The following is a 19,728-nucleotide window of genomic DNA, read 5'->3' on the forward strand; positions in this document are numbered from 1 at the left end:
GGAAATCGAAAGCATCATGGCCAAGAAAACCGAAAGCAACGGCCCCTCCGTCAGTGCGCAGGAGGCGCTGGAATTCCACGCCATGGGCCGCCCGGGCAAGCTGGAGATCGTCGCCACCAAGCCGATGGCCACCCAGCGCGACCTCAGCCTCGCCTATTCGCCGGGCGTCGCGGTTCCGGTGCTTGCCATTGCCGAGGATCCCAGCCGCGCCTTCGACTACACGGCGCGCGGCAACATGGTCGCCGTCATCTCAAACGGCACCGCCATCCTCGGCCTCGGCAATCTCGGCGCGCTGGCCGCCAAGCCGGTGATGGAAGGCAAGGCGGTGCTGTTCAAGCGCTTCGCCGATGTCGATTCGATCGATCTCGAGGTCGACACCGAGGATGCCGAAGAGTTCATCAATTGCGTGCGTTTCCTTGGGCCGTCGTTCGGCGGTATCAATCTGGAAGACATCAAGGCGCCGGAGTGCTTCATCATCGAGCAGCGGCTGCGCGAACTTATGGACATACCGGTCTTTCATGACGACCAGCACGGCACCGCCATCATTTCGGCGGCCGGCCTGATCAACGCGCTGGAAATCACCGGCCGCGACATGAAGACCACCAAAATGGTCTGCAATGGCGCCGGTGCCGCCGGCGTCGCCTGCATCGAGCTGATGAAGGCGATGGGCTTTGCGCCCGAAAACATCATCCTGTGCGACACCAAAGGTGTCGTCTTCCAGGGCCGCACCGAAGGCATGAACCAGTGGAAGTCGGCGCATGCCGCCAAGACCGACGCACGCTCGCTGGCCGAGGCGATCGAGGGTGCCGACGTGTTCCTCGGCCTCTCAGCCAAGGGCGCGCTGACCACCAAGATGGTGCAGTCCATGGCCGAGAAGCCGATCATCTTCGCCATGGCCAACCCCGATCCGGAGATCACGCCGGAGGAAGTCGCCGAAATCCGCGCCGATGCCATCATGGCCACCGGCCGTTCGGACTATCCGAACCAGGTCAACAACGTGCTCGGCTTCCCTTACATCTTCCGCGGCGCGCTGGACGTGCGGGCGACCACCATCAATGACGACATGAAGATCGCCGCGGCGCGTGCGCTCGCCGAACTGGCGCGCCAGGATGTACCCGACGACGTCGCCGCCGCCTACCAGGGCATGCGGCCGAAATTCGGCCCCAACTACATCATCCCGGTGCCGTTCGACCCGCGCCTGATCTCGGCCATTCCGATCGCGGTTGCCAAGGCCGCGATGGAATCCGGCGTCGCGCGCAAGCCGATCCTCGACCTCGACCGCTACGCGCAGGAGCTTTCCGCCCGCCGCGATCCGATCGCCTCGACCCTGCAGCGCATCTACGACCGCGTCCGCCGCCAGCCCAAGCGCATCGTTTTCGCCGAGGGCGAGGAGGAGCAGGTGATGCGCGCCGCCGTCTCCTATGTGAACCAGCGGCTCGGCACCGCCATCCTGCTGGGCCGCGACGACATCATCAAGGAGAACGCCAGGAACGCCGGCATCGAACTGAACAAGCAAGGCATCGAGATCATCAATGCCAGGCTGTCGCGCCGCAACGGCGTCTACACCGACTATCTGTACGAGCGTATGCAGCGCAAGGGCTTCCTGTTTCGCGACTGCCAGCGCTTGATCAACACCGACCGCAACCATTTCGCCGCCTGCATGGTGGCGCTGGGCGATGCCGATGGCATCGTCACCGGCGTCACCCGCAACTACTCGACGGCGCTCGACGACATCCGCCGCATCATCGACGCCAAGCCCGGCCACCGCGTGATCGGCGCCTCGATCGTGCTGGCGCGGGGCCGAACCGTGATCGTCGCCGACACCGCCGTGCACGATATGCCGAATGCCGAACAGATCGCCGACATCGCCGAGGAGGCCGCCGGCTTTGCCCGCCGCATGGGTTATGAGCCGCGGCTGGCCATGCTTGCCTATTCCACCTTCGGCCATCCGCAGGGCGAGCGCTCCGAACGCATCCAGGAGGCGGTGCGCATCCTCGACAAGCGGCGCGTCGATTTCGAGTATGACGGCGAGATGGCAGCCGACGTGGCGCTCAGCGCACGCGCCATGGCGCAATACCCGTTCATCCGGCTGACCGGCCCAGCCAATGTGCTGATCATGCCGGCCTTCCACTCGGCCTCGATCTCGACCAAGATGCTGCAGGAGCTCGGCGGCTCGACCGTTATCGGCCCGCTGCTGGTCGGCCTGGACAAGCCGGTTCAGATCGTCTCGCTCAACGCCAAGGACAGCGACATCGTCAACATGGCGGCGATTGCCGCTTATACGGCGGGGGCCTGAGGAGCGAGCGCCTCTTCCTAAATCAGGCCTGCCTGCTCAGCCTCGTGGCGTAAATTCTGCCGCGGCCTTGGCCCGATCTGCTGGATCACCAGCCCGGCCGCCAGCGAGCCGAGATCGCCGCAATGCTTCAGGCTGCGGCCTTGTGTGTAGCCGTAGAGGAAGCCGGCGGCATAGAGGTCGCCGGCGCCGGTGGTGTCGACCAGTTCGCGGATTTCCGTCGCATTGATGGTGACGGTCTCCTCGCCGCGCACGATGACCGAGCCCTTTTCGGAGCGGGTGACGGCGGCGATCTTGCAATCCTTGCGGATCTGGGCCAGCGCCTCGTCGAAGGAGGCGGTCTGGTACAGCGACTTGATCTCGTGGCTGTTGGCAAAGACGATGTCGACGGTGCCCGAGCGCATCAGCTCCAGAAACTCGTCGCGGTAGCGGTCGACGCAGAACGAATCCGACAATGTCATCGACACTTCGCGCCCGGCTGCATGGGCGAGCTTCGCCGTCTGCCGGAACGCTTCCTTGGCGCGCGGCGGGTCCCACAGATATCCCTCGAAATAGGTGACGGCGGCGCCCGACGCCTTGTCCGCTTCGACATCCTCAGGACCGAGCTCGACGCAAGCGCCGAGATAGGTGTTCATCGAGCGCTCGCCGTCCGGCGTGACGAAGATCATCGAGCGCGCCGTCGGCGGTTCGCCATTGAGCGGCCTGGTGTCGAAGGCCACGCCCTGGGCGTGCATGTCATGGGCGTAGATTTCACCGAGCGTGTCGTTCGAGACCTTGCCGAAGAAGGCGGCGCGGCCGCCGAAGCTGGCGACGCCCGCCGCCGTGTTGCCGGCGCTGCCGCCGGAGGCTTCGATGGCCGGGCCCATGCGGCTGTAGAGCAGCTCGGCGCGCCTCGTATCGATCAAATTCATCGCGCCCTTGATGATGCCGTTCGTCTCAAGGAATGCCTCGTCGCACTGGGCGATGATGTCGACAATGGCATTACCGATACAAAGCACGTCATAGTTCGGCATCAATCATGTCTCCGCGAAAAAACCACCGGCTTTCTGGCATGCCGGCCGCGGGCGGGTCTAGCGATTTGATGCGGCTTTGCCTAGCCAACAATCACGGTTGGATAATGATCGAAGCATTTCTTTCGTGCCTCCCTTACAAGGATGGCGTCGCCGATCAATGTTCCCCCGAAGGTTGCGAACCCGCCATGCCTGCAAAAACCGACATGAAGACCGAGCTGGCGCTCCTCATTGCGCTCGCGGTGCTGTGGGGTGCTTCCTATACCTTCATCAAGATCGGCGTCGAGACGATCCCGCCGGTAACGCTGATCGCAGCCCGAACGTTGATTGCGGGTGGAATTCTTCTCGCCCTCATCCGCTGGCGTGGCCTGACCCTGCCGCGCGATACCGCCAGCTGGCGTCGGTTCGCGTTCCAGGCATGCCTCAACAGCGTTGTGCCGTTCACGTTGATAGCCTCGGCCGAGCGCTCGCTAGACGCCGGCCTGGCCACGATCCTGAATGCGACGTCCCCAATCTTCACCTTCTTGCTGACCGCGCTCATCACGCGCCACGAACCAGTGACCATGCGCAAACTGTTCGGCGTCGGTGCGGGAATAGCTGGAATATGCCTCATCGTCGGCACCCAGGCGCTTGGCGGCCTTGGTCACCAGTTGTGGGCGCAGCTTGCCGTCGTCGCGGCGACGGTCTGCTACGCAGGTGCCGCCATTTTCGGTCGCGGCTTTAAGGGCCTCGATCCGATGATTCCAGCCGCCGGTTCGATGCTTTGCGGCGCCGCGATACTCGTCCCCCTCAGCCTTGTGTTCGACCGCCCTTGGGCGTTGGCGCCATCAACGGCCTCGATCCTTGCTCTGCTCGTACTTTCGGTTTTTTCAACTGCGCTGGCCTTCTGCATTTATTTCCGCCTCATCCATACGCTGGGCTCCGTCGGCACCACCTCGCAGGCCTATCTGCGCGTGCCGATCGGCGTCGGTATCGGGGCCGTATTCCTCGGCGAGAGCCTTGGCCCGACGGCGTGGTGGGGAATGGCCCTTGTTGTCGCCGGCGTGGCTGCGATGACCCTTCCTGTCCGCAAGCCGGTGTTTGCGCGGTAACTTGCGTTATCAGCAGCAGTTGCGCTGATGATTTCCCTTTCCTATCTCGGGGGGCGTCCTGCCCAAAACGGGCGCGTTGCATATGGGTTTGAAACGCGATGATACTCGACGCCGCCCGCGCCGCCCTGAGCCGGCTGTTCTCGCCCGAATTCCGCTCGGTTTTCATCAAGACGCTGGGGCTCACCTTGCTGGCGCTGGTGGCCTTGTGGTTCGGGTTGACGAGCCTTGTCGAGTGGCTGGCCTTGCCGTGGTTGGAGTCCCTGATACCCGGCCTGCCGTCCTGGGCCGGCTGGTTGGGCGGCATCATCGCCGCCATCGCCCTTGCCTTCGGTCTGGCGCTGCTGATCGCGCCGGTGACGGCGATCATCGCCGGCCTGTTCCTCGACGCCGCCGCCGAACTGGTCGAGCGCACCGACTATCCCAATGACCCGCCCGGCCGCGCCATGCCGGCGCTGCGCTCGATGGTGCTGGCGACAAGATTCTTTGGCGTCGTCATCGTCGGCAACCTTTTGGCCTTGCTGCTTCTGCTGGTGCCGGGCATCAACATCGCCGCCTTCTTCATCGTCAACGGCTATCTGCTGGGACGTGAATTCTTCGAATTCGCCGCGATGCGCTTTCGCTCGGAGGCCGAGGCCCGGGCATTGCGCAAAAAACATGCCGTCACGGTGTTTCTCGCCGGGCTGGTTGTCGCTGCCTTCCTCGCGGTGCCGCTGCTCAACCTTTTGACGCCGCTGTTCGCCGCCGCCATGATGGTGCACCTGCACAAGGCGATCTCGGCGCGGGAAGCAGCTTAGGAATGCTGATGCTCAGGTGAGGCCGGCTTGCGAATGCCGATGTCCTGCGCTTCCGGGGCGTACCCAACGGTACGCTCGGTTCGGTTTCTCGAGGCCGGCGCTAGCGTAAAAGAAAACCACGTCCCAACTCGTCCTCGGGTTCGACGATGAATTCGGCCCGGCCGCTGTAGAAGGCGCGGCCGCCGACGCGGGCGATGATGGCGTCATGCGGCCCGGCTTTCGCGGTCCTCGCCACGCTGCCGGAAAAGCGCGAGCCTGCAACACTCTCGAACACCCGCGTCTGGCCGGCGATTTCGCCCTTGGCATGCATTGCCGTCAGCCGCGCGGCGACGCCCGATCCGGTTGGCGAACGGTCGACCTCGGCGTCGGCGAAGACGCAGATGTTTTTGGTCGGGCTATCGGAATATGCGTCCTGTCCGTCGGTCAGGATGGTGCCGTAGAGAAAGGCAAGCTCGGCATGGTCGGGATGCGACAGCGGGAATCCCTTCTTCAGCTTCTCCGTCAGTGCCGTCGCCGCATCGACGAAATCGCGCACGCGGTTCTTGCCGAACTCCAGCCCGAACTGCCGGCAATCGGCGAGCGCATAGAAGGCGCCGCCATAGGCGATGTCGAATCCGATCGCCCCGTAACCCGGCAATTCGATCTGCTGGTCGCGGGCGAACAGAAAGGCCGGCACGCTTTCGAACGACACAGCACCGGCCTTGCCGTCCTGCACCTCGACCGAGGCGACGACCAGCCCGCACGGCGCCTCGATGTTGACTGTCGTCAGCGGCTCCTGCCGCGCCACCAGCCCCTCGTCGACGGCGTAGCGGCCGAGCGCGACGATGGCGTGGCCGCACATCGTCGAATAGCCCTCATTGTGCATGAACAGCACGGCGAGGTCGGCGCCGGGCAGGTCGAGTTCCACCAGCAGCGCGCCATACATGTCGTAATGGCCGCGCGGCTCGAACATCAGGATCTTCCTGAGATGATCGAGATGATCGCGCACATAGGCGCGTTTTTCCAGAATCGTGCCTGCAGGAATCTTGGGATAACCACCGGTGACGATCCGCAGCGGCTCGCCGCCGGTGTGCATGTCGACGACGCTGAGCTTCATGCGTTGGGCCCCATCTAAGCTGAAGATTCGGCAAACAACGCCTGCAGCTTGCCGAACGGCATGGCGGTGCGGGTGAAGCCGAAGGTGCCGTCCTGCTGGATCTCGCGCGCCGCCGTTTCTAGCATGCCGAAGGCGTAATTGGTCAGCCAGGGCCCGAGCGAAATGCGCTTGACCCCTGCCTGGGCAAGATCGGCGATGGTGAAGCCGGGCCTCACCATGACGTTGACCGGCTTGGTCAGCGCCGAGCAGACGGTTTGCACCGTCTCGACATCGCCGAGGCCTGGCGCGTAGAGCACGTCGGCGCCGGCCTTCTCGAAGGCCTGCAGCCGCTTGATCGTGTCGTCGATGTCTGGCCTGCCCCACAGAAAATTCTCGGCCCGCGCCGTGAAGACGAAGTCATGCTTCAGCGCCCGTGCCGCCTCCGCTGCAGCAGCGACGCGCTCGACGGCATGCGAAAAATCATAGATCGGCTTGTCGGGCTCGCCGGTGTGGTCCTCGATCGAGCAGCCGGCAAGGCCTGCCGCCTCGGCTGCGAAGACAGTTTCCGCGGCACTTGTCGCGCTGTCACCCTTGCCCTTCTCGAGATCGGCCGAGACCGGCAGGCCGGTCGCCGCGGTCACCTCGCGGCAGTGGTGGATCATCGCCTCGAAGGTCACCGCGCCGTCGGGCAGGCCGCGCGAAAAGGCAAAGCCGGCGCTGGTCGTCGCCAACGCCTTGAAACCGAAGGAGGCCAGCAGTTTCGTCGTGCCGACGTCCCAGGGGTTGGGCATGACGAAGATCGAACTGTGCAGGTCGCGAAAGATTTTGCCCTTGTCCATGGATGCTCCCCAGAGTGCGAAGCGCATTTTATCCCGCCACTGCCCGCCGGGCAAACGAATGCGATTGGGTCAGAAGCGATTGGCGTTCTCTCCTGCCAATTTGTCCAGTGCGTCGGACCCCTTGACGTATGCGGTCCCGTCCCAATGGTAGGTGACGGAGATATCGCGCGAGGCAGCCTCAGGCGCCGCATCGTCGCAGCTTTCGCCATTCGGCAAGGTGGCATCGGTCACCGTCGCCTTGATGGCCGCATAGGGCTGGCCTTCCGCAACGGTCTGGAACGCCAACGCCTGGGTGCGCCTGTAGGCGCACAGGGACTCGTCGAACGTAGAGATCATGTCGATCAGCTCGAATCTGTCGTCGCGGACCAGGATCAGCGGCGTGCTCACATAGCCCTGGCTCGAATTGAAATGCGTGCTCAGGGTGATGATGACGTCATCGCCTGGCCCGATCGGAAGCTTGCCCGGATCGCGGAGATAGGTCCTCCGGTCGACGGCGACATTGACAGCGTCGAGCAGTCTCGGCTTGCCGGCAAGATCGTAGAGCGCCAGCACCGCAAAGCCCTCAGCGCTGTCGGAGGAACTGCCGAGGTCGAACAGCATGGCCAGCCGCTCCTTGCCGCCGGCCCTGATCTGGAGCACGCCAGCATCGGAAAAGCCCGACGTTTCGGGTGGCAGGCCACCGCTATCCCCACCTTCGATATGGCGCATCTCGATCGGCATGGAACCACGGTAGAAGCCGTCCTTGTCCGCCGCCAGATCGGGAATGACCATCCTGGCGAGGTCGAGATAGGTCGTGTTCTCGTGGCCGGGAACGGCGCTGCCAAGGTCCGGGAAGCTGACGCCCTGCGCGCCGGCCGCGGCCCACAGACACGGCAGCAGCAAGCAGGCGAGGGTGAAGCGAAACAGGATCGAGTTCATAGGCTGGGCGCCTCCCACTGTCGAACATTGGCAAGCTAGCATGGGCGCCTGGCGCGTCCAGCCGGATAAAAACCTGAAGACCAGATCAGGGGATCGGCACCAGCCCGGCCAGCTCGCGCATGTCGTCAAACAGGATGCCGCCGGCCTCGGTCAGGCCGTCGCGGTCGGAATGCGGGTCGCCGTAGTAGGAAAATACGCGCATGCCGGCGGCAATGCCGGCTAATGTCCCGGCGACGCTGTCCTCGATGACGATGCAATCGGCGGGCGCGAAGCCCATCGTGCTTGCGGCATGCAGGAACAGGTCGGGAAACGGCTTGCCGCGCGAAACCATGGCCGAGCTGAACAGTGCATGCTCGAACAGCGGCAGCAGCCCGGTCTGGCCGAGCGTGATGTGCATTTTACTCACCCGCGCCGACGAAGCGACGCAAGTTGCGATGCCGGCAGCGTGCACGGCTTCGATGAACTGCCTGACATAGGGGACGGCTTCGACGCCATGCGCGAACAGGTCCGGCAGACCGGCGTTCCAACGGTCGACGAAATCGGCGCCGAGGCTGGCGCCGGTCGCCTCGACTTCCTTCTGCACCGAGACCATGGCGCGGCCGGAGAAGTTCTTGCGGCAATATTCGAAGCTTGCCGGGTAGCCGGCGGCGCTGAGCCATTCGGCGAGGCGTCGATTGGCCAGGTTCTCGGTGTCGACCAGAACCCCGTCGCAATCGAAGATGACCAGTTTGGGTAGGGACATCAGGCCGTGCCGGTCGATCCGAAACCGCCGGAGCCGCGCGTTGTTCCGCCGGCCAAGCTGCGCTCATCGACCGTCGCCTGCGTCACCGGGGCGAAGACGATCTGCGCGATCCGCATGCCGCGCGTCACCGCGAAATCCTCATCGCCAAGATTGATCAGCAGCACCTTGACCTCGCCGCGATAGTCGCTGTCGATGGTGCCTGGCGTGTTGAGGCAGGTGAGGCCATGCTTGAAGGCGAGGCCCGAGCGCGGCCGGACCTGGCCTTCCACGCCCTCCGGGATCTCCAGGATCAGTCCGGTCGGCACCAGCACGCGTTTTCCCGGCAGGATCAGCAGCGGCCGGTCGTCCGGCACCGCGGCGCGCAGATCCATGCCGGCGGCGCCCGCGCTTTCATAGGCGGGAAGCGGCAGGCCTTCACCATGCGGCAGCCTGATGAAGCCGACGGCCGGACCGATGACGGAGGAAGTGTAGAGTGCTGCGCGCATGAGGCTGATCCTATCGCTATCAACACCGATTCAGTCAACTCGGCGGTGATACTATCAACGGCTTTCTTTCAGCGCAGTTCCGTTTCAGCGCAGTTCTACAGGAATGATCGTCGTCTCCTTGATCTCCTCCATGACGAAGGAGGCCGAAACATCCGACAGCGCCACCTTGGCGATCAGCCGCTGATAGAGCCGGTCATACGCCTTCACGTCGGCGACGCGGGCGCGCAAGACATAGTCGAGGTCGCCGGACATGCGGTAGACGCCGGTGATCTCGGGAAAACCGCTCACTGCCGCCCGGAATTTTTGCAGCCAGTCCGGATCGTGGTTGGAGGTCCGGACCAGGATGAAAACCGAAAGGCCAAGGCCAAGCTTGTCGGCATCGACCAGCGCCACCCGGCCGGTGATGACTCCGTCTTCTTCGAGCCGCTTGACCCGGCGCCAGCAGGCGTTGCGCGACAGCGACACTCTTTCCGACAATTGGTCGACCGACAGCGTGCCGTCGCGTTGCAGTTCGGCCAGCAATCTTCGGTCGATCTCATCGATTTCCAGCGGCATGTGGGATGTTTGTCCCAATAATTGGCCAAACACAAGGATGATTTGGGACCGATGAACCGAAAGCTTGTGCCAGAATACTCAGCATCGGGGGCTTACCCAGCCAGGAGGGATCACCATGACGACACGGCTTGCAAGGCTCTTTACCTCTCACCCGGCCAAGGTGGGCGAGACCTATTTCAGCCATATGGCTTTCGCGGCGTGGTTCTGCTCGCGCCTGTTCATGGCAGCGTTCGCCGCACTCATTCACGCTTTCTTGCCGTTTCTGTTTGAGACTACGGCCAGCCGAATCGTTCGCGAGCTCTATGAGCGCACGCACAACAGAGGCACACACGCGATCAAGGAGCCTGCGGCTCTCATGGATCGCGCCTGAGGGGGATTAAGCGATGTGCCGGTGGGCCGCCTATCTTGGCGAAGCGGTTTTCCTCGAAGACATCGTCACGGCGCCCTGCCATTCGCTGATCGCCCAGAGTCATTGCGCTCAGGAAGCCAAGTCGCCGACCAATGGCGATGGCTTTGGTCTCGCCTGGTACGGCGACCGGCCCGAACCGGGTCTCTATCGCGACATCCTGCCGGCCTGGTCCGATCCCAATCTGAAGAGCCTGTGCCGGCAGATCAGGTCCAGCCTGTTCCTTGCCCATGTGCGCGCCTCGACCGGCGGCGCCACCAGCCGCATGAACTGTCATCCCTTCACTGCCGGCCGCTGGTCGTTCATGCACAACGGCCAGATCGGCGGCTTCGAAAGAATCCGCCGCGCGCTGGAAAACGCGCTCTCCGACGATGTCTTCGATCGCCGCGAGGGCACCACCGATTCCGAACTTTTCTTTCTCCTGATGATCGACGAGGGTCTGGCGGGCGATCCGCAAGGCGCGGTGTCGCGCGCTACGGCGCGGGTGATCGACGCCTCGCGCCGCGCCGGCTTCGAACCGGCGCTGAGACTTACCGCCGCCTTGTCGGACGGCGAATCGCTCCATGCGGTGCGCTATGCGACCGATGCCCACGCGCCGACGCTCTACACCTCCGTCTTCCGCAATGGCGGCGGACGATGCCTTATGTCGGAGCCTTTCGACCGTGATGGCGGCGACTGGCAGCCGATCCCGCCCTCTAGCTTCGTCACCATCACCAGAGACGGCATGACTATTCGTCCGTTTGCGCCGGAGCCGGCAAGACTGGCGCTGGCCGTGTAGATCCCTCGCTATCGCGGCAATATCGCGGGACGGTGCCGACCTCAGCAGACCCTCGCAGCGCAATTCCAATCAAGCACCGCCAGTCCTCGAATGCTGAACTCGGCTTGAAGACGCGCCGTAGTTCGCCATTTGGTGAGGCTGGCGCCGCTAGCAAGCCGGAGCATTGGTCATGGACCTCGTCTTTTCCTCCACCAGAGAATTGGCTGCCGCGATCCGCGACCGCAAGATTTCCGCCGTGACGCGCATTTGGCTGAGATCGACAGGCATAATGAGGCGGTCAACGCGGTCGTCACGCTCGACAGGGAAGGGGCTCGCGCTCGCGCGAAGAAGGCCGACGAAGCGCAGGCGCGCGGCGACGCTCTCGGGCCGCTGCACGGCGTGCCGTTCACGCTGAAGGACACCCACGAAACATTGGGGATGAAGACGACGGTCGGCTTCCCGCCTTTTGCCGACTATGTGGCGAGAAAAGACAGCCCGGTCGTTCTCAGGTTGAAGGCGGCGGGCGGCGTGCTGGTCGGCAAGACAAATGTCGCAACGATGCTGGGCGACTGGCAGTCGAACAACCCGCTGTTCGGCCGCACCAGTAATCCGTGGGATCTATGGCGCACCGCCGGCGGTTCCAGCGGGGGAGCGGCGGCAGCACTTTGCGCGGGCATGACGCCATTCGAACTCGGCACCGACATGCAGAATTCGATCCGCCTGCCGGCAGCCTTTTGCGGCGTCTACGGCCTCAAGCCGACCGAGCATCGCGTCTCCTTAGCCGGCGCCTTTCCCGATCCCGGTGGCGTACCGCGCGGCGTACGGCTGATGTCCTGCATCGGTCCGCTGGCCCGCAACGTCGAAGATCTGGCGCTGGTCCTGAGGATCATTGCAGGACCGGATGGCAGCGACACCGACCTTGCCCCGGTGCCTGTCGAGGGCACGCCGGAGGTTGATCCCAAGACCCTGCGCATCGCTTTCGCGCCGGCCTTTCCGGGTTTTCCGGTAGCCGGCGAGATCAGGGCCGCGGTCGAAAGTCTGGCCGAGCAACTCAAGTCTGCGGGGGCAGCTGTCGAGGAAGCAAGACTGCCGACGCTCGACCTGCATGACGATCTGACGCAAGGCGGCGCGCTGATCGGCATGATGCTGGAGGCTGCGCAGCCGGAGCCGCCAGAAGAACCGACACCGGTCTCGCGCTGGTTCGAAGCGCTCGCCCGCCGCGACCAGTCAATCCTTGCCTGGGACTGGATTTTCGAAGGTTGCGATGTCTTGCTTTGCCCCGTCGCCATGACCACGGCCTTTCCGCATTGCGAGCCGGGAACACCAATCAAGGTCGATGACCTGGAGCAGAGCTACTGGCTGCTGCCAGCCTATGGCGCGGTGTTCAACTACAGCGGCCACCCGGCACTGTCGATGCCCTGCGGGCAGGACCGCGACGGCCTGCCCATCGGCCTGCAACTGGTCGGCCGTCGCTGGTCAGAATCGCGGCTGCTTGGCATCGCCAGGGCGATAGCGCCGCTGAGCGGCGGTTTTCGCCGTCCGCCCGGCTATTGAGCAAACCGCGTCAGCCCATAGGGCTCAAGCAGCGGATCGCGCGCGTCGTTGAGGATTTCCCGGGCGGCGAACAGGCCGACCGCAGGCGCCAACGTAATACCCGAATGCATGACCGCGACATAGAGGCCGCTCACGCCTTGAGCCCGTCCGATGATCGGAAAGCCGTCGACGGGCGTCGGCCGGTAGCCGACCGTGTGGAAATCCAGTTCCAGCCCGTCGGCGCCGCGCAGCATACTCTTCATCGCCGCAAACAGGTCGCGGGCTGTGGCTTCGGCATCCATGCCCGGATCGGCGCCGCCGAAATCCGAACCGGCGATGATGCGGCCCTCGGCAGTCTGGCGCATATGCAGCCGATCGCCGATCACCAGGCCGTTGAGCAGCTTTTCGTACGGGCGTGAATGGACGATCAGGCCGGGCGGCGTCTCGATCGGCAGTTTTAGCCCGGCCGTCGCCGCAATTGCCGGAGAGCCGGCGCCGGCCGCGATCACGACCTCGTCGGCGACAATCCGTCCGCCTGACGTATCGACGCCGCTAATCCTGCCATTGGTCTGTATCAGCGCGGTGACTGTCGTGCTGGTAATCACCCGCGCGCCAAGCCGCTCGGCGTCGGCCAGCAGCGTCTGCGTGGCCGCGACCGGTTCGGCCACGCCCTCCTCAGCGACGTGAAGGGCGAAGTCGGGAAGCTCGGTCAAATTGGGCTCTATACGTGCGGCTCCCACGCGGTCGACGCGCTCGATCCCGTAGCCCCAGGCGGAATGCTCGGCGGCATAGGCCTCAAGCTCGGCCGGCGGCAGGTCCCAGCACAGGCCGCCGCACCAGGCGAGCGGAATGCCGGGCACGTCATGAGCAAGCCGCGTCCACTCGGCCATCGAACGGGTACGCAGCCGGAAATACGGCTCTGGGTTGCCCCAGCTAGCATTGATCCAGGCAAAGGAATTCGGCGTAGCGACACCGCCGGTGCCGCTGCCGGCAACGATCGTCACGTTCACGCCAGCCTTCGCCAGATGCCAGGCGATGGACGAACCGATGATGCCGGCGCCGACGACAATGATGTGCTTGGCTGCGCTCATGGATGGACCTTTATCGAACCGCCTCTGTTGATGCCATTGCGGCGGACCTATCTCAAGGCCGGGCAACCGCCCAAAATTGTTCGACAGGCTGCAAAAGCGCTGCTAGAAGCCCGCGCACCACATGGGATTCCATAAATTGGCTGAAGACATCACGAACGCGGTGGCGCGCCGCCGCACTTTCGCGATCATCGCGCATCCGGACGCCGGCAAGACGACGCTGACCGAAAAGCTGCTGCTGTTCGGCGGCGCCATCCAGCTTGCCGGCGAGGTCAAGGCCAAGAAGGATCGCATCCAGACCCGGTCGGACTGGATGAAGATCGAGCGCGAGCGCGGCATTTCGGTCGTCACCTCAGTGATGACGTTCGAGTATGAGGACAATGTCTTCAACCTGCTCGACACGCCCGGCCACGAGGATTTCGCCGACGATACCTATCGCACGCTGTCGGCTGTCGACGCGGCGGTCATGGTTATCGACGCCGCCAAGGGCATCGAGCCGCGCACGCTAAAACTGTTCGAAGTCTGCCGGCTGCGTGACATCCCGATCATCACCTTCGTCAACAAGATGGACCGCGAAAGCCGCGACCCGTTCGAGATCCTCGACGAGATCGAGCAGAAGCTGGCGCTGGACACGGCACCGATCACATGGCCGATCGGCCGCGGCAAGACCTTTTCCGGCACCTACCACCTGGCGCTGAACGCCGTGCGAAAGGGCGACGCGGAGAAGGAACGCACGCCGGTCAACGGTCCCGATTCCAACCGCGTCGCCGGCCTGTTGCCGGAGAACGAGCGCGAAGCTTTCATCGAGGAGCTGGAGCTGGCGCGCGAGGCCTGCCGCCCGCTCGACATCGGTGCGTTTCGCGAGGGCCATCTGACGCCGGTTTATTTCGGTTCGGCGCTGCGCAATTACGGCGTCCGCGACCTGATCGAGGCGCTTGGCGCCTACGGGCCGCCGCCGCGCGCGCAAGAAGCCGACACCCGCAAAGTCGAGGCGACCGAGGACAAGATGACCTCCTTCGTCTTCAAGATCCAGGCCAACATGGATCCCAACCACCGCGACCGCATCGCCTTCGTCCGCGTCTGCTCGGGCAAGCTCGAGCGCGGCATGAAAGCCAAGCTGGTACGCACGGGAAAACCGATGAGCCTGTCGGCGCCGCAATTCTTCTTCGCCCGCACCCGCGTCACCGCCGACGAGGCCTTTGCCGGCGACGTCGTCGGCATCCCCAACCACGGCACGCTGCGCATCGGCGACACGCTGACCGAGGGCGAGGAGATCCTGTTCCGCGGCGTGCCGAATTTCGCGCCGGAAATCCTGCGCCGCGTCCGCCTCGGCGACGCGATGAAGGCCAAGAAGCTGAAGGAGGCGCTGCACCAGATGGCCGAGGAAGGCGTCGTGCAACTGTTCTCGCCAGAAGACGGCTCGCCGGCAATCGTCGGCGTCGTCGGTGCGCTGCAGCTCGACGTGCTGAAGGAGCGGCTGAATATCGAATACACGCTGCCGGTCGATTTCGAGATGTCGCGCTTTTCCGTCTGCCGCTGGATATCGGCCGACGACAAGGCCGAGGTGCATCGCTTCATCGAGGCGCATCGCGGCGACATCGCCCGCGACCTCGACAACGATCCGGTGTTCCTCGCCCAGCACGCCTTCTCGCTCAACTACGAGGCCGAGCGCTGGAAGGCGATCCGCTTCGCCGCAGTCAAGGATTACCAGGTCCGCGACAAGGCGGCTTGAGCACTCTTCTCCTTCTCCCCTTGTGGGAGAAGGTGTCGCCGAAGGCGACGGATGAGGGGTGTTCCAGGGAACACCGACGCCTCATTCTGTCCAACACCCCTCAACCGTCTCGACGCTGCGCGCCAATCCACCTTCTCCCACAAGGGGAGAAGGGAAGATCGGTCGGCTCCTCACCCCCTGGCGGCCTCTTCGATCTTGGCGATGTCGATCTTGGTCATCTGCATCATCGCCTGCATGACACGGCCGGCCTTTTCGGCGTCGGGGTCCTGCAGCAGCCTAGGCAATTGCTCCGGCACGACCTGCCAGGAGACGCCGAATTTGTCCTTCAGCCAGCTGCACTGGCTGGGCTCGCCACCGCCCTCGATGAGCCTTTCCCAGAAATAGTCGACCTCCTCCTGCGTCTTGCAGTCGATGGACAGCGAGACTGCCTCGGTGAACTTGAATTGCGGCCCGCCGTTGAGCGCCTGGAACTGCACGCCGTCGAGCTCGAAATAGGTCACCAGCACCTTGCCCTCATTATCGCCGCTGCCCTTGGGCCAGCGCATCACGCTCAGCACCTTCGAGTTCTTGAAGACGGAGATGTAATGGTTCATGGCCTCCTCGGCCTGGTCGTCGAACCACAGGCAGGGGGTGATCTTTTGCATTTTCTTGCTCCTCGGGCTGTTTTGGCTTGTTTTCACGCGTTCAACGGCCGGCTGGCGATTGATGCCGGTCGCCGCCGTCTGCCCAAGGACGCTCAAACAAAACACGATCCGACAGCACCTCTGACTTTTTTTACTGCCTGGACAGGCTTGCCGTCTTTGGCTCAAGATCCCGGCGCATCGCAAAACCGTGGCCAGACCAGACGGTGGCGTATATAACGCCGCTCAATTCCGGTTTTCCGCGCCTGTTCGGACGCGACGCAGACAGCAAGGACAGTTTAATGCCCGCCTACCGTTCCCGCACCACCACCCATGGCCGTAACATGGCCGGCGCCCGCGGCCTGTGGCGCGCCACAGGCATGAAGGATTCCGATTTCGGCAAGCCGATCATCGCTGTCGTCAATTCCTTCACCCAGTTCGTTCCGGGCCACGTCCATCTCAAGGATCTCGGCCAGCTGGTCGCCCGCGAGATCGAGAAGGCCGGCGGCGTCGCTAAGGAGTTCAACACCATCGCTGTCGATGACGGCATCGCCATGGGTCATGACGGCATGCTCTATTCGCTGCCGTCGCGCGAGCTGATCGCCGACTCGGTCGAATATATGGTCAACGCCCACTGCGCCGACGCCATGGTCTGCATCTCGAATTGCGACAAGATCACGCCGGGTATGCTGATGGCGTCGCTGCGTCTCAACATCCCGACCGTCTTCGTCTCCGGCGGCCCGATGGAGGCCGGCAAGGTGGTGCTTGCCGGCAAGACGCAGGCGCTCGATCTGGTCGACGCCATGGTCGCGGCTGCCGACGACAAGATCTCCGACGAGGACGTCAAGACCATCGAGCGCTCGGCCTGCCCGACCTGCGGCTCCTGCTCGGGCATGTTCACCGCCAATTCGATGAATTGCCTGACCGAGGCGCTTGGCCTTTCGCTGCCCGGCAACGGTTCGACGCTGGCGACGCACGCCGACCGCAGGCGGCTGTTCGTCGAGGCCGGCCACCTGATCGTCGATCTCGCCCAGCGCTACTACGAGCAGGACGACGACACCGCGCTGCCGCGCAGCATCGCCTCGAAGGGCGCCTTCGAGAACGCCATGACGCTCGACATCGCCATGGGCGGCTCGACCAACACCGTGCTGCACATCCTGGCTGCCGCGCATGAGGGCGAGATCGATTTCGGTCAGGACGACATTGACGCGCTGTCACGCAAGGTGCCGGTGCTATGCAAGGTTGCCCCCGCCAAGGCGGATGTGCACATGGAAGACGTCCACCGCGCCGGTGGCATCATGGCGATCCTCGGCCAGCTCGATAACGCCGGACTGATCAACCGCGACCTGCCGACCGTGCACACCGCAAGCCTCGGCGAAGCGCTCGACCATTGGGATATCTCGCGCACGTCAAGCCAGAATGTCCGCGACTTCTTTCTGGCGGCCCCGGGCGGCGTGCCGACGCAGGTCGCCTTCAGCCAGGATCGCCGCTGGGACGAACTCGATCTCGACCGGGAGAAGGGTGTCATCCGCTCGGCCCAATATCCTTTTTCCAAGGATGGTGGCCTTGCCGTGCTGAAAGGCAACCTGGCGCTCGACGGCTGTATCGTGAAGACCGCGGGCGTCGATGAATCGATCCTGAAATTCACCGGCCCGGCCAGGGTGTTCGAAAGCCAGGACGCCAGCGTCAAGGCGATCCTGTCCAACGAGATCAAGGCCGGCGATGTCGTCGTCATCCGCTACGAAGGGCCGCGCGGCGGCCCCGGCATGCAGGAAATGCTCTATCCGACCAGCTATTTGAAGTCGAAGGGCCTCGGCAAGGCCTGCGCGCTGGTCACCGATGGCCGCTTCTCCGGCGGCACCTCCGGCCTGTCGATCGGCCATGCCTCTCCCGAGGCGGCGGAAGGCGGGCTGATCGGGCTGGTGCATGAGGGCGACACGATCGAGATCGATATCCCGAACCGCTCCATCCGGCTTGCCGTCGACGATGCCGAACTGGCCGCCCGCCGCGCCGCGATGGAGGCCAAGGGAGCCGCCGCCTGGAAGCCCGAGGAAAAGCGCAAGCGCAAGGTGACGATGGCCTTGCGCGCCTACGCCTCGATGGCGACCAGTGCTGCAAAGGGTGCGGTAAGGTATGTGCCGGAATAGGTTCGCTTCTTCAAAGGGATGACGGTAGATGGATTTCGACCTTATCGTCCGCGGCGGCACGCTGCCCGACGGCAGGATCGCCGATATCGGCATCATCGGCGAGACGATCGCGGCCATCGAGCCGGAGCTGAACGCTGGCGCGGGCACGGCGATTGACGCCCATGGCAATCTGATCTCGCCGCCCTTCGTCGATCCGCATTTTCACATGGACGCCACGCTCTCGCTAGGCATCCCGCGCATCAACGTGTCGGGCACGCTGCTCGAAGGCATCTCGCTGTGGGGCGAACTGAAGCCGCTGTTGACGCACGAAGCGGTGCGCGACCGCGCGCTCGCCTATTGCGACTGGGCAGTATCCATGGGCCTGCTCGCCATCCGCAGCCATGTCGATGTCTGCGATACCAGGCTGCTGGCGGTCGAAGCCCTGCTCGATGTGAAGAAGACCGTCGCACCCTATATCGACCTGCAACTGGTCGCCTTCCCGCAGGATGGGTTTTATCGCTCACCGACGGCGCGTGATAACACCATCCGCGCGCTCGACATGGGTGTCGACATCGTCGGCGGTATTCCGCATTTCGAGCGCACCATGGCCGACGGCACGCGTTCGGTGACGGAACTGTGCGAAATCGCGGCAGAACGCGGCCTCATGGTCGACCTGCATTGCGACGAGACCGATGATCCGCTGTCGCGCCATATCGAACAACTGGCCTATGAGACGCAACGCCTCGGCCTGCAGGGCAGGGTGGCCGGCTCGCATCTTACGTCGATGCACTCGATGGACAATTACTATGTCTCGAAGCTGTTGCCGCTGATATCAGAGGCAGGCGTCTCGGCGATCCCCAATCCGCTGATCAACATCATGCTGCAGGGCCGCCACGACACGTTCCCCAAACGCCGCGGCCTGACGCGGGTCAAGGAAATGCTTGCCCACGGCATCCGCGTCGGCTGGGGCCAGGATTGCGTGCTCGACCCCTGGTATTCGCTGGGCACCGCCGACATGCTCGACGTCGCCTTCATGGGCCTTCACGTCGCCCAGATGTCGAGCCCGGCCGACATGGCGCGCTGCTTCGACATGGTCACCAACGTCAACGCCGCCATCATGGGCCTCGACCATTTCGGCCTGGCGGTCGGCAAGCGCGCCAGCTTCGTCGTCCTGGATGCCGGCGATCCGGTCGAGGCCTTGCGCCTGCGTCCCGAGCGACTCTGTGTCATCGCCAGGGGCAAGGTGGTGGCCGAGCGGGCCAGGCAGGAAACACGTCTCTCGATCGCCGGACGGCCGGCAACAGTGAACCGCAGGCATCGCCCGTCTCAAAACTCCATCGCTCAGATTGATAGGTCCTGACCGCAAGTCTACAATCAACCTCCAGTTTTATGCCGAGGAGGAAACCATGTGGCACAAGACGGCGATGGTGGTCGCGTTGGCGGCCACTTGTGCAGGCTGCATGACGGCCGAAGACCGTCGTGCCGCGGACGAGGCGAAATGCCGTTCCTACGGCTTCGTCAGGAAGAATGATGCCTTCGCCGAATGTCTGCAGCGCATCGATCTGGCGCGCCGCGCCGAGCTCAGAAGTGCGTCGGTCTTCGATCCTTGGGATCGGCCGGTGATCTATCGTCCGGTTATCATTCGGCCACGGCCAAAGTAGGCC

The 19,728-nt window shown here is 64.0% G+C and carries 19 protein-coding genes; 10 read left to right on the top strand and 9 right to left on the bottom strand.

The window, feature by feature from the left end; all coding sequences use genetic code 11:
- Nucleotides 1-16: 16 nt before the first annotated feature.
- A complete protein-coding gene (locus BLT09_RS10905; protein WP_091592856.1) occupies nt 17-2,296 on the top strand; it encodes an NADP-dependent malic enzyme in 2,280 nt (759 codons plus the stop codon).
- 17 nt (nt 2,297-2,313) lie between these two features.
- On the opposite strand, the gene BLT09_RS10910 is transcribed toward BLT09_RS10905, so the two are convergent.
- Entirely contained in the window at nt 2,314-3,306 is a 993-nt protein-coding gene (locus BLT09_RS10910) for an adenosine kinase (protein WP_091592859.1), read from the bottom strand.
- Between the two features lie 185 nt (nt 3,307-3,491).
- Between BLT09_RS10910 and BLT09_RS10915 the strand changes: the two genes are divergently transcribed.
- Both BLT09_RS10915 and BLT09_RS10920 read left to right on the top strand, forming a co-directional pair.
- Entirely contained in the window at nt 3,492-4,394 is a 903-nt protein-coding gene (locus BLT09_RS10915; RefSeq protein ID WP_091593013.1) for a DMT family transporter, read from the top strand.
- A gap of 98 nt (nt 4,395-4,492) precedes the next feature.
- Nucleotides 4,493-5,188, top strand: a complete 696-nt coding sequence (locus BLT09_RS10920; RefSeq protein ID WP_091592862.1) for a sulfate transporter family protein — start codon at nt 4,493-4,495, stop codon at nt 5,186-5,188.
- Between the two features lie 100 nt (nt 5,189-5,288).
- Here BLT09_RS10920 and BLT09_RS10925 read toward each other — a convergent pair whose 3' ends face one another.
- From BLT09_RS10925 to BLT09_RS10950, 6 genes are all read right to left on the bottom strand, one after another.
- Nucleotides 5,289-6,284 (bottom strand): proline racemase family protein, encoded by a 996-nt coding sequence (locus BLT09_RS10925; RefSeq protein ID WP_091592863.1) that lies wholly within the window; start codon nt 6,282-6,284, stop codon nt 5,289-5,291.
- A 14-nt stretch (nt 6,285-6,298) separates the two neighbouring features.
- Entirely contained in the window at nt 6,299-7,102 is an 804-nt protein-coding gene (locus tag BLT09_RS10930) for an isocitrate lyase/PEP mutase family protein (protein WP_091593015.1), read from the bottom strand.
- Nucleotides 7,103-7,171: 69 nt separating this feature from the next.
- The gene (locus BLT09_RS10935; protein ID WP_091592866.1) at nt 7,172-8,020 is read right to left on the bottom strand and encodes a hypothetical protein; all 849 of its coding nucleotides are present in this window, start codon (nt 8,018-8,020) and stop codon (nt 7,172-7,174) included.
- 85 nt (nt 8,021-8,105) lie between these two features.
- Complete coding sequence (locus tag BLT09_RS10940) at nt 8,106-8,762, bottom strand: HAD family hydrolase (RefSeq protein WP_167366396.1); 657 nt, start codon at nt 8,760-8,762, stop codon at nt 8,106-8,108.
- A complete protein-coding gene (dut, locus tag BLT09_RS10945) occupies nt 8,762-9,247 on the bottom strand; it encodes a dUTP diphosphatase (protein ID WP_091592871.1) in 486 nt (161 codons plus the stop codon). The genes BLT09_RS10940 and dut overlap by 1 nt, the downstream gene beginning before the upstream one ends.
- An 84-nt stretch (nt 9,248-9,331) precedes the next feature.
- Nucleotides 9,332-9,802, bottom strand: coding sequence for an Lrp/AsnC family transcriptional regulator (locus BLT09_RS10950; protein WP_091592872.1), 471 nt, complete (start codon nt 9,800-9,802; stop codon nt 9,332-9,334).
- A 115-nt stretch (nt 9,803-9,917) separates the two neighbouring features.
- Between BLT09_RS10950 and BLT09_RS10955 the strand changes: the two genes are divergently transcribed.
- The 3 genes from BLT09_RS10955 (at nt 9,918) to BLT09_RS10965 (ending at nt 12,519) form a co-directional block, all read left to right on the top strand.
- The gene (locus tag BLT09_RS10955) at nt 9,918-10,172 is read left to right on the top strand and encodes a DUF6356 family protein (protein ID WP_091592874.1); all 255 of its coding nucleotides are present in this window, start codon (nt 9,918-9,920) and stop codon (nt 10,170-10,172) included.
- A 13-nt stretch (nt 10,173-10,185) separates the two neighbouring features.
- Complete coding sequence (locus BLT09_RS10960; RefSeq protein ID WP_023803738.1) at nt 10,186-10,986, top strand: class II glutamine amidotransferase; 801 nt, start codon at nt 10,186-10,188, stop codon at nt 10,984-10,986.
- 246 nt (nt 10,987-11,232) lie between these two features.
- On the top strand, nt 11,233-12,519 hold the full coding sequence (locus BLT09_RS10965; RefSeq protein ID WP_236473763.1) for an amidase: 1,287 nt from the start codon (nt 11,233-11,235) through the stop codon (nt 12,517-12,519).
- On the opposite strand, the gene BLT09_RS10970 is transcribed toward BLT09_RS10965, so the two are convergent.
- The gene (locus BLT09_RS10970; RefSeq protein ID WP_091592876.1) at nt 12,513-13,589 is read right to left on the bottom strand and encodes an NAD(P)/FAD-dependent oxidoreductase; all 1,077 of its coding nucleotides are present in this window, start codon (nt 13,587-13,589) and stop codon (nt 12,513-12,515) included. The two genes, BLT09_RS10965 and BLT09_RS10970, sit on opposite strands and share 7 nt — an antisense overlap.
- 121 nt (nt 13,590-13,710) lie before the next feature.
- Here BLT09_RS10970 and BLT09_RS10975 point away from each other — a divergent pair, with 121 nt between their 5' ends.
- Nucleotides 13,711-15,318, top strand: coding sequence for a peptide chain release factor 3 (locus BLT09_RS10975; protein WP_091592877.1), 1,608 nt, complete (start codon nt 13,711-13,713; stop codon nt 15,316-15,318).
- 170 nt (nt 15,319-15,488) lie between these two features.
- Here the strand turns inward: BLT09_RS10975 and BLT09_RS10980 are convergent, their stop codons facing one another.
- Nucleotides 15,489-15,962, bottom strand: coding sequence for a VOC family protein (locus BLT09_RS10980; protein ID WP_091593017.1), 474 nt, complete (start codon nt 15,960-15,962; stop codon nt 15,489-15,491).
- A 278-nt stretch (nt 15,963-16,240) separates the two neighbouring features.
- Here BLT09_RS10980 and ilvD point away from each other — a divergent pair, with 278 nt between their 5' ends.
- Genes ilvD through BLT09_RS10995 form a run of 3 tightly spaced genes read left to right on the top strand, consistent with a single transcriptional unit; the run spans nt 16,241 to nt 19,725 of the window.
- Nucleotides 16,241-18,085 carry a dihydroxy-acid dehydratase gene (gene ilvD, locus BLT09_RS10985; RefSeq protein WP_091593019.1) on the top strand — a complete coding sequence of 615 codons (1,845 nt, stop codon included), beginning with the start codon at nt 16,241-16,243 and terminating at the stop codon, nt 18,083-18,085.
- Between the two features lie 28 nt (nt 18,086-18,113).
- Entirely contained in the window at nt 18,114-19,424 is a 1,311-nt protein-coding gene (locus tag BLT09_RS10990) for an amidohydrolase family protein (RefSeq protein WP_091592880.1), read from the top strand.
- A 46-nt stretch (nt 19,425-19,470) separates the two neighbouring features.
- Nucleotides 19,471-19,725: a hypothetical protein gene (locus tag BLT09_RS10995; protein ID WP_077377003.1), complete on the top strand. Its 255-nt coding sequence runs from the start codon at nt 19,471-19,473 to the stop codon at nt 19,723-19,725.
- Nucleotides 19,726-19,728 lie beyond the last annotated feature (3 nt).

It is taken from the genome of Mesorhizobium muleiense (genome assembly GCF_900099905.1).
Classification (GTDB): domain Bacteria; phylum Pseudomonadota; class Alphaproteobacteria; order Rhizobiales; family Rhizobiaceae; genus Mesorhizobium; species Mesorhizobium muleiense.

Excerpts from the sequence above, each read along its gene's own strand:
- BLT09_RS10905 (WP_091592856.1), top strand. The coding sequence starts at position 17 with ATGGCCAAGAAAACCGAAAGCAACGGCCCCTCCGTCAGTGCGCAGGAG.
- BLT09_RS10910 (WP_091592859.1), bottom strand. The coding sequence starts at position 3,306 with ATGCCGAACTATGACGTGCTTTGTATCGGTAATGCCATTGTCGACATC.
- BLT09_RS10915 (WP_091593013.1), top strand. The coding sequence starts at position 3,492 with ATGCCTGCAAAAACCGACATGAAGACCGAGCTGGCGCTCCTCATTGCG.
- BLT09_RS10920 (WP_091592862.1), top strand. The coding sequence starts at position 4,493 with ATGATACTCGACGCCGCCCGCGCCGCCCTGAGCCGGCTGTTCTCGCCC.
- BLT09_RS10925 (WP_091592863.1), bottom strand. The coding sequence starts at position 6,284 with ATGAAGCTCAGCGTCGTCGACATGCACACCGGCGGCGAGCCGCTGCGG.
- BLT09_RS10930 (WP_091593015.1), bottom strand. The coding sequence starts at position 7,102 with ATGGACAAGGGCAAAATCTTTCGCGACCTGCACAGTTCGATCTTCGTC.
- BLT09_RS10935 (WP_091592866.1), bottom strand. The coding sequence starts at position 8,020 with ATGAACTCGATCCTGTTTCGCTTCACCCTCGCCTGCTTGCTGCTGCCG.
- BLT09_RS10940 (WP_167366396.1), bottom strand. The coding sequence starts at position 8,762 with ATGTCCCTACCCAAACTGGTCATCTTCGATTGCGACGGGGTTCTGGTC.
- dut (WP_091592871.1), bottom strand. The coding sequence starts at position 9,247 with ATGCGCGCAGCACTCTACACTTCCTCCGTCATCGGTCCGGCCGTCGGC.
- BLT09_RS10950 (WP_091592872.1), bottom strand. The coding sequence starts at position 9,802 with ATGCCGCTGGAAATCGATGAGATCGACCGAAGATTGCTGGCCGAACTG.
- BLT09_RS10955 (WP_091592874.1), top strand. The coding sequence starts at position 9,918 with ATGACGACACGGCTTGCAAGGCTCTTTACCTCTCACCCGGCCAAGGTG.
- BLT09_RS10960 (WP_023803738.1), top strand. The coding sequence starts at position 10,186 with ATGTGCCGGTGGGCCGCCTATCTTGGCGAAGCGGTTTTCCTCGAAGAC.
- BLT09_RS10970 (WP_091592876.1), bottom strand. The coding sequence starts at position 13,589 with ATGAGCGCAGCCAAGCACATCATTGTCGTCGGCGCCGGCATCATCGGT.
- BLT09_RS10975 (WP_091592877.1), top strand. The coding sequence starts at position 13,711 with ATGGGATTCCATAAATTGGCTGAAGACATCACGAACGCGGTGGCGCGC.
- BLT09_RS10980 (WP_091593017.1), bottom strand. The coding sequence starts at position 15,962 with ATGCAAAAGATCACCCCCTGCCTGTGGTTCGACGACCAGGCCGAGGAG.
- ilvD (WP_091593019.1), top strand. The coding sequence starts at position 16,241 with ATGCCCGCCTACCGTTCCCGCACCACCACCCATGGCCGTAACATGGCC.
- BLT09_RS10990 (WP_091592880.1), top strand. The coding sequence starts at position 18,114 with ATGGATTTCGACCTTATCGTCCGCGGCGGCACGCTGCCCGACGGCAGG.
- BLT09_RS10995 (WP_077377003.1), top strand. The coding sequence starts at position 19,471 with ATGTGGCACAAGACGGCGATGGTGGTCGCGTTGGCGGCCACTTGTGCA.